This window comes from Halocynthiibacter sp. SDUM655004 (assembly GCF_026015885.1).
In the GTDB taxonomy this organism is placed as follows: domain Bacteria; phylum Pseudomonadota; class Alphaproteobacteria; order Rhodobacterales; family Rhodobacteraceae; genus Falsihalocynthiibacter; species Falsihalocynthiibacter halioticoli.
The window spans coordinates 260685-278269 of sequence record NZ_JAPDUG010000001.1 but is presented as its reverse complement, the minus strand read 5'-3'; the positions used below and the strand labels follow the sequence as shown (position 1 = coordinate 278269).

General features: G+C 55.0%; 17 protein-coding genes. 6 read left to right on the top strand and 11 right to left on the bottom strand.

Annotated features, from left to right (window positions below):
- Positions 1-151: 151 nt before the first annotated feature.
- From N9C89_RS01345 to N9C89_RS01320, 6 genes are all read right to left on the bottom strand, one after another.
- On the bottom strand, positions 152-1006 hold the full coding sequence (locus N9C89_RS01345; protein ID WP_263952014.1) for an SDR family oxidoreductase: 855 nt from the start codon (positions 1004-1006) through the stop codon (positions 152-154).
- Positions 949-1905, bottom strand: a complete 957-nt coding sequence (locus N9C89_RS01340) for a calcium/sodium antiporter (RefSeq protein ID WP_263953260.1) — start codon at positions 1903-1905, stop codon at positions 949-951. Before N9C89_RS01340 ends, N9C89_RS01345 begins: the two co-directional genes overlap by 58 nt.
- A 170-nt stretch (positions 1906-2075) precedes the next feature.
- A complete protein-coding gene (locus N9C89_RS01335; RefSeq protein ID WP_263952013.1) occupies positions 2076-2873 on the bottom strand; it encodes a S49 family peptidase in 798 nt (265 codons plus the stop codon).
- A 98-nt stretch (positions 2874-2971) separates the two neighbouring features.
- Entirely contained in the window at positions 2972-3964 is a 993-nt protein-coding gene (locus tag N9C89_RS01330) for a DMT family transporter (RefSeq protein WP_263952012.1), read from the bottom strand.
- A gap of 152 nt (positions 3965-4116) precedes the next feature.
- Positions 4117-5223 carry a 3-isopropylmalate dehydrogenase gene (leuB, locus tag N9C89_RS01325; protein ID WP_263952011.1) on the bottom strand — a complete coding sequence of 369 codons (1107 nt, stop codon included), beginning with the start codon at positions 5221-5223 and terminating at the stop codon, positions 4117-4119.
- Between the two features lie 71 nt (positions 5224-5294).
- A complete protein-coding gene (locus N9C89_RS01320) occupies positions 5295-6197 on the bottom strand; it encodes a LysR family transcriptional regulator (RefSeq protein WP_263952010.1) in 903 nt (300 codons plus the stop codon).
- Positions 6198-6289: 92 nt separating this feature from the next.
- Here N9C89_RS01320 and N9C89_RS01315 point away from each other — a divergent pair, with 92 nt between their 5' ends.
- Positions 6290-7183 (top strand): epimerase, encoded by an 894-nt coding sequence (locus tag N9C89_RS01315; protein WP_263952009.1) that lies wholly within the window; start codon positions 6290-6292, stop codon positions 7181-7183.
- Here N9C89_RS01315 and N9C89_RS01310 read toward each other — a convergent pair.
- The 5 genes from N9C89_RS01310 to leuC form a co-directional block, all read right to left on the bottom strand.
- The gene (locus N9C89_RS01310; protein WP_263953259.1) at positions 7180-8205 is read right to left on the bottom strand and encodes an endonuclease/exonuclease/phosphatase family protein; all 1026 of its coding nucleotides are present in this window, start codon (positions 8203-8205) and stop codon (positions 7180-7182) included. The genes N9C89_RS01315 and N9C89_RS01310 overlap by 4 nt on opposite strands.
- 56 nt (positions 8206-8261) lie before the next feature.
- The gene (locus N9C89_RS01305) at positions 8262-9194 is read right to left on the bottom strand and encodes a hypothetical protein (protein ID WP_317134917.1); all 933 of its coding nucleotides are present in this window, start codon (positions 9192-9194) and stop codon (positions 8262-8264) included.
- 192 nt (positions 9195-9386) lie between these two features.
- On the bottom strand, positions 9387-9992 hold the full coding sequence (leuD, locus tag N9C89_RS01300; RefSeq protein WP_263952008.1) for a 3-isopropylmalate dehydratase small subunit: 606 nt from the start codon (positions 9990-9992) through the stop codon (positions 9387-9389).
- Positions 9993-10031: 39 nt separating this feature from the next.
- Positions 10032-10556: an HdeD family acid-resistance protein gene (locus N9C89_RS01295; protein WP_263952007.1), complete on the bottom strand. Its 525-nt coding sequence runs from the start codon at positions 10554-10556 to the stop codon at positions 10032-10034.
- Between the two features lie 34 nt (positions 10557-10590).
- Positions 10591-11994 carry a 3-isopropylmalate dehydratase large subunit gene (leuC, locus tag N9C89_RS01290; RefSeq protein WP_263952006.1) on the bottom strand — a complete coding sequence of 468 codons (1404 nt, stop codon included), beginning with the start codon at positions 11992-11994 and terminating at the stop codon, positions 10591-10593.
- 363 nt (positions 11995-12357) lie between these two features.
- On the opposite strand from leuC, the gene N9C89_RS01285 reads away from it, so the two are divergent.
- From N9C89_RS01285 to N9C89_RS01265, 5 genes are all read left to right on the top strand, one after another.
- On the top strand, positions 12358-13737 hold the full coding sequence (locus tag N9C89_RS01285) for a mechanosensitive ion channel family protein (protein WP_263952005.1): 1380 nt from the start codon (positions 12358-12360) through the stop codon (positions 13735-13737).
- Positions 13738-13989: 252 nt separating this feature from the next.
- Complete coding sequence (rsfS, locus tag N9C89_RS01280) at positions 13990-14349, top strand: ribosome silencing factor (RefSeq protein ID WP_263952004.1); 360 nt, start codon at positions 13990-13992, stop codon at positions 14347-14349.
- Positions 14350-14358: 9 nt separating this feature from the next.
- Positions 14359-14829, top strand: a complete 471-nt coding sequence (rlmH, locus tag N9C89_RS01275; protein ID WP_263952002.1) for a 23S rRNA (pseudouridine(1915)-N(3))-methyltransferase RlmH — start codon at positions 14359-14361, stop codon at positions 14827-14829.
- A 102-nt stretch (positions 14830-14931) separates the two neighbouring features.
- Entirely contained in the window at positions 14932-16452 is a 1521-nt protein-coding gene (gpmI, locus tag N9C89_RS01270; RefSeq protein ID WP_263952001.1) for a 2,3-bisphosphoglycerate-independent phosphoglycerate mutase, read from the top strand.
- On the top strand, positions 16449-17585 hold the full coding sequence (locus tag N9C89_RS01265) for a murein hydrolase activator EnvC family protein (RefSeq protein WP_263952000.1): 1137 nt from the start codon (positions 16449-16451) through the stop codon (positions 17583-17585). The genes gpmI and N9C89_RS01265 overlap by 4 nt, the downstream gene beginning before the upstream one ends.

Below are 17585 nucleotides of genomic sequence, written 5' to 3'. Positions count from 1 at the left end.
CCCATTATTTAGGCAAACTTTTAAGTCATTGTTTTTGAACGTTTTTATTATTAAATTTAGCAAGCGTATGAAAACATTAACAAAATTCTAACATTTTTGTGAAGGAAATGCTGCAAGTGTACAAGTCGTCGCAGCTTTCGGATTTATAGCACTATTCAACGCCCTGAACGTCCCGCGTCTGCCACGTCAGGTGCTGCCCGCCATCCACACAAATAAGCTGACCGGTCACGGCCGGCGCATCCAAATAATACCCCAATGCAGCAGTAACATCCGACACATTCGGACCACGTTGGAGCAGAGATTTGCTGCGCTGCCCTTCAAAATGCTCCTGCGACTGGCGGTGGCCCCGAAGGGTTGTTCCCGGCCCGATGGCATTCACCCTTATGTCAGGCGCGAGCGCTTGGGCCGCAGTTTGCGTCAGCGTCCAAAGCCCATGTTTTGCAAGGCTGTAGGTCATGAATTCAGGCGTCAGTTTCTTGACGCGCTGGTCAACCATATTTACCACAATCGAGCGTGCGATAAGCTGACCATCGCGATCCTTGGTGCATTTGGGAGCCTGTTTCGCGAAGGACTGCGTTAAGATAAAGGGCACCCGCAAGTTCGTAAGCATGTGCCTGTCCCAGCTCTCGCGCGTCGCGGTCTCGATCGTGTCGTACTCAAAGATCGAAGCATTGTTGATCAGGCCGTTCAGCGGACCACCAAGACGTTCGGCGGCTCTGTCTACAAGAGGCTCGGCTTGATCCAAATCCAGCAAATCCGCTTGAACCAACTCGGCTTTGCGCCCGAGCGCGCGGATTTCCTCAGCGACTTCTTCGGCGCCTTCCTTGGAGGTTGCGTAATGAATAGCTACGTCAAATTCTCGCTGAGCAAGACAGAGGGCCATTGCTCGACCAAGCCGCGCACCGGCTCCGGTTACTAGCGCTCTTTGCTGCATCTCTGCCTCCCGGGTTACTGAACCACGGCGTAGAGATACCCTCCATAGGCCGCTGTCAGCAGAATGCCCCATGCCCGCGTGATATTCCACCGCAGAAACACAAATGGTGCCAACAGAAGCGATGCGCCAAGCATGACCCAGATATCAAATTTCAGCACTTCCGGCTCAATCACAATCGGACCGATCAAACCGCCAACACCCATGATCGCCAGCAGGTTAAACATGTTGGAGCCAATGACATTACCCAGCGCCACATCCGCCTGCCTGCGGAGCGCAGCCATGACTGTGGTTGCCAGCTCTGGGAGCGACGTGCCGATCGCAACTAGCGTTAGGCCAATAACGGTTTCGCTAATGCCAAACCGGTCGGCGATATTCACCGAATGCTCAACAAGCAAATCCGCGCCGAAAGGCAGGCCAATAAGACCAGCAATCAGAAATACCCCGATGCGCCAACTTGGCATATGCGGGTCGGCGCCCTCTGGATTCTCAAGATCATCGTCGATGCATTGCTTGCCATCTTTGTGATGATTTACGGCCTCGCGCCCCGCCTCAAACAGGATCAAGGCCAATGTCCCGAGCAACACAAGGCTATGGATCCACGTGATTGGGCCAAGGAAGCACACCACCATAAACAATAGGGTCGCCCCGATCATATAGAGATAGTTCTTGCGGGTATTACATTCGCTGGTGTGCATCGTGGCAAGAAGAGCAGGCACACCAAGCACGAGCAAAATATTCGCGGTGTTAGATCCGATCACATTACCTAGCGCCATACCGGAGAGATCATCCGAAACCGCTTCAATCGTAATAAGCAATTCTGGCGCAGATGTACCAAACGCCACGATTGTAAGGCTTACGATAAGCGCCGGTATTCCCAAACGAAGTGACAGGTTCACCGCGCCGCGCACCAACAGATCGCCCGCGAGCAGAAGAATAATCAGCCCGAGACCAACGAGTAGCCAGTCGATCATCATGCCCCGTTACCCCCGTCGCATCGGCACGGAGATTTACTCAAGCGCATCCGCCCGCAGTTCGGGCATTTGGCGTTTGCGATAGTTTTCTGTCCCGGGTAGCGCAGCCGTCCGAACATGGCCAGAACGACCATTCCGACGAGGAAAAGGCTAATAATCTTGACCATCACCTAAAGTCCAAACCGCGCATATTCGGCGCGTTCTTCAATATTGCTCACAACGTCATCCACGATATTGATGCCGAAGCGCCGCCAGAACGGTCGCCTTTGGTCGTAACGAATAAGCGAAACTTTCTCGCCATAGAGTTCTTTCATCTTGGACGACAGATGCCCCAACCCGTCAATCAGGCCAAGCTCTGTTGCCTGCGCGCCGATCCAGTACTCTCCTGTGAAGATGTCTGTATCTGCGGTCAATTTATCGCCGCGTCGCTCAGTCACTTGGGCTTTAAACACGTCGTGTATCTGATCAAGCAGCCCCTTTAGGCGCTTCACGTCTGCTGGCTTTTCGGGCTTGAAAGGATCGTTGGTGCTTTTGGATTTCCCTGCTGTGTAAACCCGACGCTCGATGCCATGGCGCTCTATAAACTCGGAAAGTCCAAAGCCCGAGGATATAACGCCGATAGATCCAACAATTGAGGAGGCATCCGCGTAGATCTCATCAGCGGAACTTGCGAGCCAATAGCCACCTGATGCTGCCACATCCTCAACAAACGCATAGACGCGTATGCCTTTTTCGTCTGCGAGGCGACGAATTCGCGCGCCGATAAGCGCACTCTGAACAGGGGAGCCACCAGGGGAATTGATTACAAGCGCGACCGCGTCAGGTTTGCCACGGGTAAAGGCGCGTTCAAGCACGGGACCAATCCCAGCGTCGTTCAAGCTACCGCGGCCAGATGAAGATATCACGCCACTCAGGCGCACAACCGCCACCCGTGGGTGCGATTTCATAAAGGGGATCCAACGCTTCATAGCGGGCATGTATGCGCGGCATGGGTCGGTAACAAGGGGGAGAGCAAAATCCGTTTGGACTGTTGCGGCCTTGCCAACACATCACACCACCAACAAACTTAGCGATCCTCGTTTATGTCATCCGCGCGTTTCTGGTTTCGCTGGGCACGCCGAATAAGCGCCCCAACCCGCAAGCCGCCAAATGTCCCTGCGCGCGATCTCGTCCGCAAAACAGGCGTATTCGCCGAAGCATTAGGAGCCGATTCACGGACAACGATGTAGATACCAGAGAGGATAATCACCCCAGCACCAATATATGTCATCGCATCGACCTGCTCGTTGAAGATAAAATATCCGAAAATGCTCGCCCAAATGATCTGGGAATACTGCATTGGCGCAACGATAACCGCTTCACCATTCCGATAAGCCAAGATCTGGAAAATCATAGCAATGAAAGCAAGAAGGGCGATCACGCCAAGCGCCGCAAAATCTGCAAACGGCATCGGCACATAGACGAACGGCATTGCACAGCCCATGACGACGAAGTTCCCGATCATCGGATAGAGCAGGAGAACTGCGCTGCGCTCTTCCGGACCGATTTTGCGTACGATGATTGAACTAATCGCACCGCCAACAGCCGCAACCATCGCAGCGATATGCCCCGCACTCAAATCCGCTTGGCCTGGACGCAATACAATCAACACACCGGCAAGCCCGACCGCAACCGCGAGGCCACGACGCAGGCGCACGCGCTCCCCAAGAATGGGAATAGCAAGGATCGTAATCAGTAATGGCGAAGCAAAGAGAATTGCATAGGTTTGGGCCAGCGGAAGATGCGCGAAAGCGTAAAATGCCGACGCACCCGTGACAACGGCTGCTCCGGTACGAAGGGCCATCCAGTAAGGGTGGCGGGGGCGCAGCGTGTCTCTGCTGGCGTCCTGTATCAGCATGAGCGTCACCAGCGGGAAGCCGAGAAGCACGCTGAAGAACACGATCTGAAATGGAGAGTAAGTCCCGCCAAGGGATTTAACGATTACGTCGTGGGTCGCGAAAATCGCAAATGCAATCAACGCAAGTATCGCGCCTTTGGCGTTGGGCGTTAGCTTGGCCATATAAACTTTCCTCAAATCAAACCCGTGCGTGAACGCTAACAGGTGGCTATTACCAGAAAGGAAAAGACCAAGCTGGGCAAGCCACAAATGCAGCCCCGCAAACGAAAAAAGGGGCACCAAAGCGCCCCTTTTCTAAATCTCTTTGCCAAATATTAAAGGCTGTCGTCGAGAGCCTTGAGGATCGCATCACCCATTTCGCTGGTGCTGATCGGCGTTTCACCCTCATTGCCAAGCAAATCAGCTGTGCGCGCGCCTTGGGCCAGAACTGCTTCGATAGCGTCTTCAAGGCGTGTAGCCTCATCACCCTGATCGAAAGAGTAGCGAAGCGCCATAGCAAAGCTCAGGATACACGCGATCGGGTTTGCCTTGCCTTGGCCCGCAATATCAGGAGCAGAGCCGTGGACCGGCTCGTAAAGCGCCTTGGGGCGACCGTTTGCCATTGGCGCACCGAGCGACGCAGAAGGCAGCATTCCGAGTGAACCCGTGAGCATCGCCGCCGCATCAGAAAGGATATCACCAAAGAGGTTGTCTGTGACGATCACATCAAACTGTTTTGGCGCGCGAACAAGCTGCATCGCGCCGTTGTCGGCATACATATGCGAAAGCTCAACATCAGGATATTCGGCGTCGTGGATTTCCTGAACAACATCGCGCCACAGGATACCGCTCTCCATAACGTTGGCCTTCTCCATCGAGCAGACCTTGTTGTTACGTTTGCGGGCCAACTCGAACGCGCTGCGCGCAACGCGGGCGATCTCGCTCTCTGTGTAACGCTGGGTGTTGATGCCTACGCGCTCGTTGCCTTCGTTGATGATCCCGCGTGGCTCACCGAAGTAAATGCCAGATGTCAGTTCGCGAATGATCATGATATCAAGACCAGCGACAACGTCTTTCTTGAGGCTGGAGAAATCGGCCAGTGCATCAAAACATTGCGCAGGGCGGAGGTTGGAGAAGAGGTCCATCTCCTTACGAAGTCTCAGAAGGCCACGCTCTGGCTTTACGCTGAAATCGAGGTTGTCATACTTGGGGCCACCCACGGCACCAAGAAGAACAGCGTCAACTTCTTGCGCCTTTGCCATCGTATCATCATGCAGAGGTGTGCCGTGTTTGTCATAGGCACAGCCACCAACGAGGTCTTCGGACACGTCAAACGCCAGATCCCGTTTTTCACCGAACCAAGAGATTACTTTGCGGACTTCGGCCATTACTTCGGGGCCGATGCCGTCGCCCGGCAGGATCAGGATAGATGGGTTGCTCATGGAGTCCTCGATTGCTTGAAAAGTGTGGTATTACAGGGTTGCAAGGGGCTTATCGCGGGTTGCGGCGAAATTCAAGCGCCACCCACGTCAACCAGCTTCTCAGCAAGAAAATCAAACACACGGCGGATGCGGGGAGACTTGCGCAATGCCTCTGGTGCGGTCAACCAAACCGGCAGTGGCGGCACCTCTACCTCGGGCAAGATTTGCTCAACTTCCGCGCAGTGTTGTGCAACGCATTTTAGCGCCACGCCAACGCCGCACCCTGCCTGAACAAGCTGCCAATAGGCCGATTGATTGTCACACCGGATCTTGAAGAAGCTGCGATCCACCGTCCAGCCGACGGCACGCATCCCTTTGATCATCAGATCGTTCCGGTCATATCCCACCCAATCATGCGCCATCAATTTGTCTCGATCCTGCGGCACTCCACGGCGCGCCAAATAGGTTTTAGCGGCGTATATACCCACGTCGAAATCACAGATATGGCGCGTGATCGTATCAAGTTGCTCTGGGCGGTACATCCGCAATGCAATGTCCGCTTCGTGAAACAACAGGTTGTCGGTGCTGTCACTGGCATGAAGCTCAATCTCTATATCCGGCTCCATCGCGCGCAGTTCTGCGAGCAATGGCGGCAGGATGTAATGGGAGACGAATACAGATGCTGTTATCCGCACAACTCCAGAAAGATTTTGTGTTTGGCCCGCGGCAGCAAGCGAGAGCCGCGCCGCTGCGGCCTTCATGTCACGAGCTGCGGGGAGAAGTGCCTCGCCCTCTGCTGTAAGTTCCAACCCCCGATGCACGCGCGAAAACAAAACAACGCCCAAACTGCTTTCAATTTGCGAGATGTGCCGCCCAATTGTTGGTTGGCTCGCACGGAGCCTTTGCGCAGCTGCCGTAAGCGAGCCGCACTCAGCAACCGCAACAAAGGATTGGATCAAAGTCCAATCGATTGAGGCAAACGCCTTATCATTCATAAATGAATACCCAATATCCGATTACAGCCAATTTACCCGACAATAGTGAATGCATACTTTCGCCTCAACGCATTTCAGCAAAGAGGTTCAAAATGTCTAAAACAGTTCTCATCGCAGGTGCCACAGGCAAGATCGGCCGCCACGCGAACGCGGCATTCACAAAGGCCGGTTGGCAGGTTCGGACATTCAATCGTGCAAGTGATAACCTTTGCGAAAGCGCAACGGGCGCAGACGTCATCGTGAATGGCTTCAACCCGCCCGCCTATCGCAACTGGGCAACGGAAGTGCCGCGCTACACAGCGCAAATTATTGAAGCCGCCAAGCAGAGCGGCGCGATGGTTATCGTTCCTGGCAACGTTTATAATTATGGCAACACGCCCGGCGCATGGGGGCCTAACACCCCGCAAAGAGCCGAGACCCGCAAAGGCAAAATCCGCATTGAAATGGAGCAACAGTATCGGAGCGCCGCGCGTGACGGGGTGCAAACGCTCATCCTTCGCGCTGGCGACTTCATTGATTCCGCGCCTTCAGACACGCTCATGAGTCTGGTGTTTCTTTCTAAGCTGAGCAAAGGCAAGCTCATGACGATGGGGCCCGTAGATTGCCCTCGCTCGTTTAGCTACTTGCCCGATTGGGCTCGCGCGGCGGTAATGCTTGCAGAGAAACGAGATACTTTGCAACAGTTTGAAGATGTCCCCGCGCCCAGCGTGACAATCACAATGCAGGACTTGCGAAGCGCATTAGAGATGGCGACAGGACGTCACATCAGCATCAAGAAATTCCCATGGTGGACGCTCCATGTGGCCTCGCCATTTTGGACGCTCGCGTATGAATTGCTCGAGATGCGATACCTTAGCGAGACGCCTCATAGCCTCTGCGGCAAGCGACTCGCAGAACTGTTGCCCGAGTTTACGCCTACAGCCGAGACGGACATTCTTTGCGCCGAAGTCCCAACTTCTCTCATGGCCAAAGAATTCGCCGCCTAGGGCATCTCGATATCGACCCAAACAAGCCGATGACGCGTTATCCCTTCGCCCTCGGCAATCAAGCTTACCTCTTCAGTTCCGGTTTCCGGCCAAAACACACCAGCGTCCAGAACCTTCAGATCGCGAGAAGGGAGAACATGCTCTACCCGCAAGTTCCCCGGGAGTTTGTCGTTTTCGGGCCACGCGGCTGTATCGAGGGCGGGGTCGCCAGAATGCGATGCATTGGCGGCCTCGACTCCGCCCACGCTTGCGGGCTTTGGATCTTGAAGCGAGGGATGCGCGAGCAGTTCCGCAATAGCTGCGCCTTTGCCATCGCCATCATGCGGATCGAGGTTAGCATTTCCGATCAAAGCAAATGGCGCATTGGCAGGTTGTTCCGAAAGTTCACCATTCAGGTATTTCGTCCAGAACCGCGTCTCATCAGCGTTGCGCTTGCCGTTGCGGTCTTCTGGACCGTCAAAAACCGGCGGTGTGGCGTAATACGTCAGGAGGTGCAGCGGCCCGTTGCCCGTTTCAATCGGCACATCCCAATGCGCCGTGGTGGATAAACGAAGAACCGCTAACACCTCATCAGAATAGTACGGGTTGCCATCAACTTCGGGCAGGTTCGCATCAGGTAGATCGCGCCATAGGTACTCTGAGAAATCACGCGCCTCATCACGCAAAAACGGATACCGCGAAAGAATGGCCAAGCCCTTCTCGCCAGAGTAACGCCCATAGCCCTGCGCATCCACGGCATCACCAAAATACCCATCACCATTTACATCAAGCCCCGTCGGCATTCCGGTATTTGGCCGCTGCGCAAAATGATGGGGATAGTCAACGCCCGCTCTTGAAAGCTCATCAGCAAATACACCGAGCGTGGCAAGGCCGTGGTCGTAATCTATTCCAGCCAGAACGAGTACATCAGGATTTACATGCGCGATCACGGCAGCGGCCCGTCTGGCATCCTGCGCCTTCCCTGCACGCATATCTCTTAGGAAGAGCCCTGGGCCCTTTCGCTCAAAATCGACTGTATAGATAGCGAGGCGAACCCTGTCCGCCGCAGATGCGCCGCCCGCGAGGGCGAGAGACAGCGCTAAGCCAAGACAAGCCCGTCTTGCTGCGCAGTAAGGAACTGCCGTTTTTCCGCGATCATGGCCGCGATCCGCGCCATTGCGATACCACGCATAAAGAGGCTTGCAGGAAGGAAGGACCATGCCGAAATCGTCCAGATCATCGTTTGAGGGGAAGCAAAAGTGAAACTGTCAAAGAGGCTGGATGCAGTCTGCATCGCCGCTGGAATTACGAATGGCAGCAAGAAGCCAAGAATGACGTTCAGCCGAGAATCGCGTGTCAGACGATCAACAACATCTCCGCCAGCGGTCGGGTCAAACGTTGGCAGGTTTACCCATACGTTGAAGCTTGCGCCGCGTGATGGCCAACGGCCCATGCGGATAATAATGAGGAAAACAGCAAGCGATACGAGTGAGATCAGATAGCAAAGTCCAGCCGCTGTTCGAACAAGGGAAATTTGCTCGATCGTCGCACCATCAGGAACAGCCAGAACAAACAAGCGCACGGGGCTATAGGGGAAATCCATCGCCATGCCGATCACCGTACCGACGGCATAGGTAAACTCAGCCAACGTACTTGGATTGCCGGAAACGGCCATGATCTGCGACAGAAGGAAAACCATCAGCATGAGGCTGACATAGCGGATCCGGTTGAACGGCGGCGCATCACGAAACTCGATCAGGCTCGGATAAACCGACGCATACTCAATCATGACGAGAATCGCGGCGAAAATAGAAATCAGGGCGACGATCTGGTTTGCATCGCTATGCGTGTGCGGCAACACGATCGACGGCGTGGCAATCAGTATGGCCACCAATATCGCGCGCACTGCGGCGCCAGTCAGTCGAGATAACACAGCCCATCTACCCTTTGGTTGGCCCAAAACACCTTTTACGCGTTTTTTTAGTCCAACTTCGTTCCGTACTTCACGACGGATAGTTTCTTCTTCAGCCAATTTTTGCCCACTTTCCAGTATCGTCGCAAGTAATGGTTAAGTTTGACAAAAAATTTAAGGCAATTTCATGGAAGAACTGGTGCGAGATTGCATCATTCAAAAAAACGGGGTGCGCAGATATTCCGCACACCCCAATATCTTGTAGAGAACCTATGTCGGTCACCTATGAGGTGAACAATCCCTGGGTTAACGTTAAACCCAAGGTCGGCTTACTTCCGCCTGCTTCTCGAAACTCGCGATTGAGTCGACTTTCGCCATTGTCTGGCCGATATCGTCGAGACCTTCGAGAAGGCAGTGCTTTTTGAACGCATCCACTTCAAAGGAGATCACCGTGCCGTCTGAGGCCGTGATTTCCTGTGCTTCAAGGTCAATCGTCATCCGCGCATTAGAGCCGTTTTCCGCATCTTTCATCAGGAAGTCGCGCTCGGCTTCGGGAAGAACGATCGGCAAAATGCCGTTCTTGAAGCAGTTATTAAAGAAGATGTCGGCAAAGCTTGTGGAAATCACACAGCGGATTCCGAAATCCTTGATGGCCCAAGGGGCATGTTCCCGCGAGGAGCCACAACCGAAGTTATCGCCTGCGATGATAATTTCGGCATCACGATAGGCCGGCTTGTTCAGAACAAAATCCGGAATCTCGTTGCGGTCATCGTCGTAACGCATCTCGTCAAAGAGATTTACGCCCAGACCGGACCGCTTGATAGTTTTGAGAAACAGTTTGGGAATGATCATATCTGTGTCGATATTGATCAACGGCATAGGCGCCGCAACACCCGTAATTTTCTCGAATTTTTCCATTTCAGTCTCCGTGGAGGGGGCTTTCGCCCCCTTGATTTGCTAGGCCTTATTGGCTTTGCGCAGGATTATACCGTACGCAATGGAACCAATGCCATCAGAGAGCAGCTCGATTGCGAGCAAGATGCCCAGCAAGCTCGAAGCTGCTTCCAGCGGTTGATTCAGGACCATAAAGCCAATGATGACAGAGGCGGCGCCCGTAATGAGCATCACCCAGAACAATTTTTCTCCGCGCAGCAACCAGCTCAGGTAGAGGCGCATGACGCCTGTAACCATGAACAGAATACCCAAAAGCACTGTCAGTGTGATCAGGCCTTTGAATGGGTTGGCGAGAAGCGAGATACCCGCAAGAATGAAAAAGACGGCAAGTAGGATATTCAGAACTTTGGACGTGCCGGAGCCTTCGCCCTTAAAACCAGCGAACAGCGCAAACGCGCCCCCGATCAGGAAGAACCACCCGACCAGTGCTGTTACTGCAAGTGATGCCGCAAAGGGATTCAGTAGCGCGAACACGCCGCCGAGAACCATAAATGCACCAAGAATTATCCAGCTCATTGAACTTTTCATCTTCGTATCTCCTCAATAAAAGTCGCGCCTTCCGTTATGTGAGGTCGCGAATATCTGTCAAATGACCGGTCACCGCTGCGGCAGCCGCCATTTGTGGAGATAGCAGATGCGTACGTCCGCCGCGACCCTGACGTCCCTCAAAGTTCCGGTTTGACGTTGCCGCGCAACGCTCGCCCGGTGCGAGTTGGTCTGGGTTCATGGCGAGACACATGGAACAACCTGCCATACGCCACTCGAAACCTGCATCAATGAAGATCTGCGCAATGCCTTCTTCCTCGGCTTGCGCACGCACAAGACCAGAGCCAGGAACAACCATAGCCCGCATACCATCCGCGATCTTTTTGCCTTTGAGGACTTCTGCTGCGGCGCGAAGGTCTTCGATCCGGCCGTTGGTGCAAGACCCGATGAATACCGTGTCGATCTTGATGTCGGTGAGCTTTTGCCCTGCCTCAAGACCCATGTACTCGATCGCGCGCTGTGCGGCCTCGACTTTGCCGCCGCTAAAGTCGGACGGGTTTGGAACGGTCGCAGTGATCGGCAGCACGTCCTCAGGAGATGTGCCCCAAGTTACGACAGGCGCGATATCTTCGCCCTTAAGCGTCACGACCTTGTCGAAATGTGCGTCTTCGTCTGTGTAGAGCGTTTTCCACCATGCAAGAGCCGCATCCCATTGCGCGCCTTTCGGAGCGTGCGGACGGCCTTTTACATATTCGTAAGTGGTTTCATCCGGCGCAATCAGGCCCGCGCGTGCGCCGCCCTCAATGGCCATGTTACAAACGGTCATGCGGCCTTCCATCGAAAGATCGCGGATCGCTTCGCCGCAATATTCGATCACATAACCAGTGCCGCCTGCGGTACCTGTTTCGCCGATAACCGCAAGAGTAATGTCTTTCGCAGTTACACCCGGCTTCAGCTTGCCGGTGATTTCGACCTTCATGTTCTTGGATTTCTTCTGGATGAGCGTCTGTGTTGCCAGAACGTGCTCAACCTCGGATGTTCCGATGCCGTGCGCCAACGCGCCAAACGCACCGTGGGTCGCGGTGTGGCTGTCGCCGCACACAACAGTCATGCCCGGAAGGGTCCAGCCCTGCTCTGGGCCAACGATATGTACGATACCTTGGCGCACATCAGACACAGGGTAATAGTGGATACCGAAATCCTTGGCGTTTTGGTCAAGGGCCTCAACCTGAATACGGCTCTCTTCGTTGTCGATACCGTTTACGCGGTCTTCTGTGGTCGGCACGTTGTGATCTGGCACCGCGATTGTTTTCTCTGGCGCGCGCACTGTGCGGCCTGCCATCCGCAGCCCTTCAAAGGCTTGCGGGCTTGTCACTTCGTGAACAAGGTGGCGATCAATATAGAGAAGGGTTGTGCCGTCTTCGGCCTCATGCGCGATATGCGCATCCCAGATTTTGTCATAGAGTGTTTTGGGGGACATGGTCCGCTCCCGTCGTTGCTGGAAAAGTCATGAGAAGGGCGCACCCTTCCGGATTCTGGCTCGCGCCAATGGCGCGCCAAACCTATAGGTCGGCGTTGATAGACAGGGATTGACCGTAAAACCGCCAAGGCAAAAAGGCGTGGTCATCTACTTCGTAAATCCGTTTCATGCCGTTGCCATATAAGCTTTAGCCGAGTCTCGCAACGGCTTTCGCTCTTCTTGGATGCGTCTGAGAGCGATATTTCGGAGGTTCCGTCAAGCAATCTACAAGCTGGCTTGCGCACAATCCCTTGAGCAGACACCTGAAACCCTTGTCGCATCGCCCCTCCCTGTGCAAAGATTCCCGTGCGAGCATGAGGGACTATGGATAACGAAGACCCGAACGAAGCAGTTGCACAATCCTTGCCGGAACAGGTTCAGGCCCTGTCAGCCGAAGCTCTGGAGTTTGGTGCGACCTTTGTGACACTCGGCTGGCGCCTTTATCAGGTTTTGCTGATCCTTCTGCTGATCGCGATTGCATATGGCATCGAATACCTTACCCGCCAAAATGTGCGCGAATGGCTCCGCGCGCGGCGCGGGTGGCGTAAATGGCAATTGCGTCTATCCCTGATCCTCCACAAACGGATGCGGCTCATTCTATTTGTCGTGATGATCTGGGCGTTAATTTTCTTCATGCAGGAAGTCACGTGGTATTCACGAACCTACGTTTTGCGTATCGTCGCGTCGATCGCGACAGCATGGCTGGTGGTGTCTTTGGCCGCGCGGGTCATCCACAACCGACTGTTGCGACGGATCGTGGTATGGAGCGCATGGATATATGTCACGCTTCATTTTACGGGCGCATTAGACTCGATTTCCTCGTTGCTGGATTCGGTCGCGATCAACACGGGTGAGGCACGATTATCACTTCTGGACGTGATCAAAGCGTTCGTCATTCTCGCGGCCCTTCTCGCTGTGGTTCGGCTTATTGCGCGCATGTCGGCATCAAGGATCAAATCCAACGATGATATTTCCCCGTCTATGCAGGTGCTGTTCGTGAAGGCGATGCAAGTCCTTCTTTACGGTGCTGCTTTCTTCTTCGGGCTTAAGGCGGTTGGCTTTGATCTAACGGGGCTTGCGGTACTTTCCGGTGCAATCGGCGTTGGCCTCGGTTTTGGTCTGCAGAAGGTTGTGTCCAACCTCGTGTCTGGTGTCATCATCCTGCTGGATAAGTCGATCAAACCCGGTGATGTTATCTCATTGGGAGAAACCTTCGGCTGGATCAACGCGCTCGGTGCAAGATACGTTTCGGTCGTTACGCGGAACGGCAAGGAATACCTTATCCCGAACGAGGATTTGATTACCGGACAGGTGGTCAACTGGTCCCATTCAGATGCCTACGTTCGGCTCGATATCTTTTTCGGTACAGCCTACACAGACGACCCACACCAAGTGCGCCAAATCGCCTGCGAAGCCGCCGGACGCGTGCAGCGCGTTTTGACCCGCACCCACACGCCCGTGTGCCATATCGTCGGGTTTGGCGACAGCTCGGTCGACTACATCCTGCGTTTCTGGATTTCCGACCCAACCCGCGGTCTCACCAATGTGCGCGGTTCAGTCTATCTGGCGCTTTGGGATGCGTTTAAAGAACACGGCATCTCGATACCGTTCCCCCAACGCGAGGTTCGGGTTCTCAACGACCCACAGGACGGAGTTTCTGCGGTCGAACCGATTTCTCCGCCTTCAAAAGGCGCTTCCGACTAGGCCAATTCATTCGGATTTAAGCGTTTTTCCGCCCGATCTTGCGTCAAAGTGGCAAATGCATCGTTGTGCTGTTGCCATTCCGCCGACATAGGCCTATTCCCCCTGCCCTGACGATTGAGATTCCCTTAATTCGGTGGTATCTTTCGAGTATTCTCGGCACCCTTTCTCTAGGTGCGCATTACGGAGGGCAGGACACTGTCTCAAACATCTGACGCGGCCAAAGGATCGGCCAGCAGCAAATCTGCTTCGGACATGGCAAAAAGCAAGGCGCTTTTGGAGCTTGTTCTGGAGTCTCTTGAAGATGACAAAGCCGAGGATGTTGTCATTATCGATCTGACCGGAAAGTCTCAGATGGCCGACACAATGGTTGTGTGCTCGGGCCGTTCTTCGCGTCAGGTCTCCGCGATCTCCGAGAAGCTTTCGGACCGGATCAAACAAAAGATGGGCTATTTCTCCAAGCTCGAAGGCAAGGGCCAAGGCGACTGGGTTCTGGTAGACGCGGGCGACGTGATCGTTCACGTATTCCGCCCCGAAGTGCGCGAGTTCTACCAGCTTGAAAAGATGTGGCAGTCTGGCGTACCGGGCTCTGCGGATCCAACCTCGCTGTCCTAAGGCACTCTTATGCGCGTTCATATCTGCGCCGTTGGGCGACTTCGCTCTGGCCCTGAACGCGACCTAATCGACGATTATCTGACACGTTTTGACCGAACGGGCCGCGCCTTGTCGCTCGGGCCGGTTCAAGTGCATGAAGTCGAGGATAAAAAGGGGCTCGGCTCCGAAGAGGAGGCGCGCCTCTTATCCCGCGTCATACCAGATAATGCAATCGTCGCGATCCTTGATGAACGTGGCAAAGTCATCCCAAGCCCGACCTTTGCACAGACGCTTGCGCATTGGCGCGATGACGGGCAAAGCGATGTTGCCTTTGTTATTGGTGGCGCGGATGGCCTTGCCAAATCGCTACGGGCTTCCGCAGATTTCCGGCTCTCTTTCGGGGCAATGGTCTGGCCGCACATGCTGGCGCGGGTCATGCTGACGGAACAGCTTTACCGCGCAGCAACAATTCTTGCGGGTTCTCCTTATCATCGTGCCTGATATGGCCACAGGTCTAAGCTGATTTGTTTAGCGTTCCCTTGCGCGCTTGCCCTTGTCGCTTGCGCTGCGTAGAACAAAGCAACTTCAAGAAACGAGAGATCTATGAGCCCGAAAAAACCAATTGTTTTGTGTATTCTTGACGGGTGGGGCCAAAGCGACTCCAAAGAGGCAAACGCCCCGCTTCTTGCCCATACACCCAATTTCGACCGCATCATGCGCGAAGGCCCCTCTGCGACACTAACCACATACGGACCAGACGTCGGTTTGCCCAAGGGGCAGATGGGCAACTCCGAAGTGGGCCACACTAATATCGGTGCAGGGCGGGTCGTTCCAATGGACCTCGGCCAAATCGACCTCGCAATCGAGGACGGCAGCTTTTTCTCAAACGCGGCTCTGACAAAATTCATCGATACGCTGAAATCAACTGGCGGAACCGCGCATCTTATGGGCGTTGTTTCCGATGGCGGTGTTCACGGGCATCACGCGCACATCATTGCCGCAGCCAAGGCTGTTGCCGATGCGGGCCTTCCCTGCGTTGTCCACGCAATCACCGATGGCCGCGATGTTGCGCCGAAATCGGCGGATCAATTCATCGCAACGCTGCTCGCCGGACTGCCCGAGACCGCACGGATCGGGACCGTCATTGGCCGCTACTTCGCCATGGATCGCGACAATCGCTGGGAGCGCGTTTCACAGGCCTATAACGCAATGATCAAGGCACAAGGGCTTCGCTCTGCAAACGCTGAGCAGGCTGTCAAAGAGGCATACGCACGCGGCGAAACCGACGAATTCATCGCGCCAACTGTTCTTGAAGGCTTTGAAGGCGTCGTCGATGGCGATGGCATTTTCTGTCTCAACTTCCGCGCCGACCGCGCGCGCGAAATCCTCGCAGCGATCGGTCAGCCGGATTTTGACGCCTTCGAAACCGGCACCCGCCCTAAGCTTGCGGCATTCCTCGGAATGGTTCCCTATTCAGACGCCCATAACGCCTATGTGGATGTGTGCTTCCCCAAGGCGAACCTTGTAAACACGCTCGGCGCATGGGTCGCGAAGCACGACCTAAAGCAGTTCCGCCTTGCCGAAACCGAGAAGTACCCGCATGTGACCTTCTTCTTGAATGGCGGCAAAGAAGAGCCAGAAAAAGGCGAAGATCGCTGCATGCCGCTTTCGCCAAAGGTCGCGACCTATGACCTTCAGCCAGAGATGTCTGCCGATGAGGTAACAGACAAATTCGTTGAGGCCATAGAGGCCGGATATGACCTGATCGTCACCAACTATGCCAACCCAGATATGGTTGGGCATACGGGCGATCTTGGCGCGGCGATCAAAGCCTGCGAGGCCGTTGATCGCGGACTTGGCCGCGTTCTGGACGCGCTCGAAAAGGCTGGCGGCGCGATGGTTATCACCGCTGATCACGGCAACTGTGAAACCATGGTTGATCCCGAAACCGGCGGACCACATACGGCGCATACGGTTAATCCGGTTCCTGTCGCGCTCTTTGGCGGGCCAGAGGGCGCATCGCTTCGCGTTGGGCGGCTGTCTGATCTTGCGCCGACCGTGCTTGATTTGATGGAGCTTGAAAAACCCGCTGAAATGACAGGCGAGACTCTCATCATCACATGAAGCTAGGCGCCGCCATTCGGGCCTTAGCCCTTATTTTGCTGTCGACCACTCCGGCGCTTGCCGAAGTGGATCCGGCCCATGCTGCCCGCCGCGCCTCGCAACAGATAAGCGAAGCAACTTTGGCGCTGGACGAAGCCGAGAAAGCGAGTGATCGGGTCGCGGCTCTGACCCAAACGGTCGAGGCTTTCGAGGAAGGACTTTCGGCGATGCGCGAGGGATTGCGCCGTGCCACGATCCGTGAACGTGCCATCGAACTTGAATTCGAGGCCCGTCGCGAGGAGGTCGCGCAACTGATCGGGGTTTTGCAATCCATGCAATCCTCGCCCACGCCCCTCCTACTTCTTCACCCTGCCGGACCACTGGGAACAGCGCGAACAGGGATGATGCTCTCCGATGTGACGCCGAGCCTGCAAGCCAAGGTCGAAGGGCTGCGCGCACAGCTTCATGAGGTCGCCACGCTTCGCGCGCTTCAGGAAAGCGCTGTCGATAGCCTCCGTGAGGGACTGTTCGGCGCGCAACAAGCTCGCGCGCAGCTTTCGCAAGCAATTTCCGACCGTGACGACCTGCCACAACGTTTTTTGGACGAGCCGGAACATCTGCACACACTCTTACAAAGCAGCGAAACGCTTGAAGCCTTCGCCAGCGGACTTGTCCCAGATGAGGAAGAGCCTGCTGCTCTGCGTCTCGACTTTGACGCGCTCCAAGGCACGCTGCCGCTCCCCGCAAGCGGAACTGTTTTGCGCCGATTTAACGAAGCCGACGCCGCGGGCATCCGCCGCCCTGGCTTACTCCTCGGCACTCAACCGCTCGCACTTGTAACCGCGCCAGTCCCTGCAACGATCCGTTACCGTGGCCCGCTTCTGGACTACGGAAATGTGATGATCCTTGAACCGCAATCCGGCACTCTCATGGTTATCGCGGGCATGAACGAGGTGTATGGTGAGGTCGGCCAAGTCGTTTCAGGCGGCACGGCGATTGGTTTGATGGGTGGAAAATCCCCGAATGCAGAAGAGTTTTTACAAAATTCTACGGAAGGGAGTGGCGCTCAACGCTCGGAAACGCTTTATATAGAGGTAAGACAGGGCAACGCACCGGTTGATCCGGCTCCGTGGTTTGCTGTGACAAAGGAATAG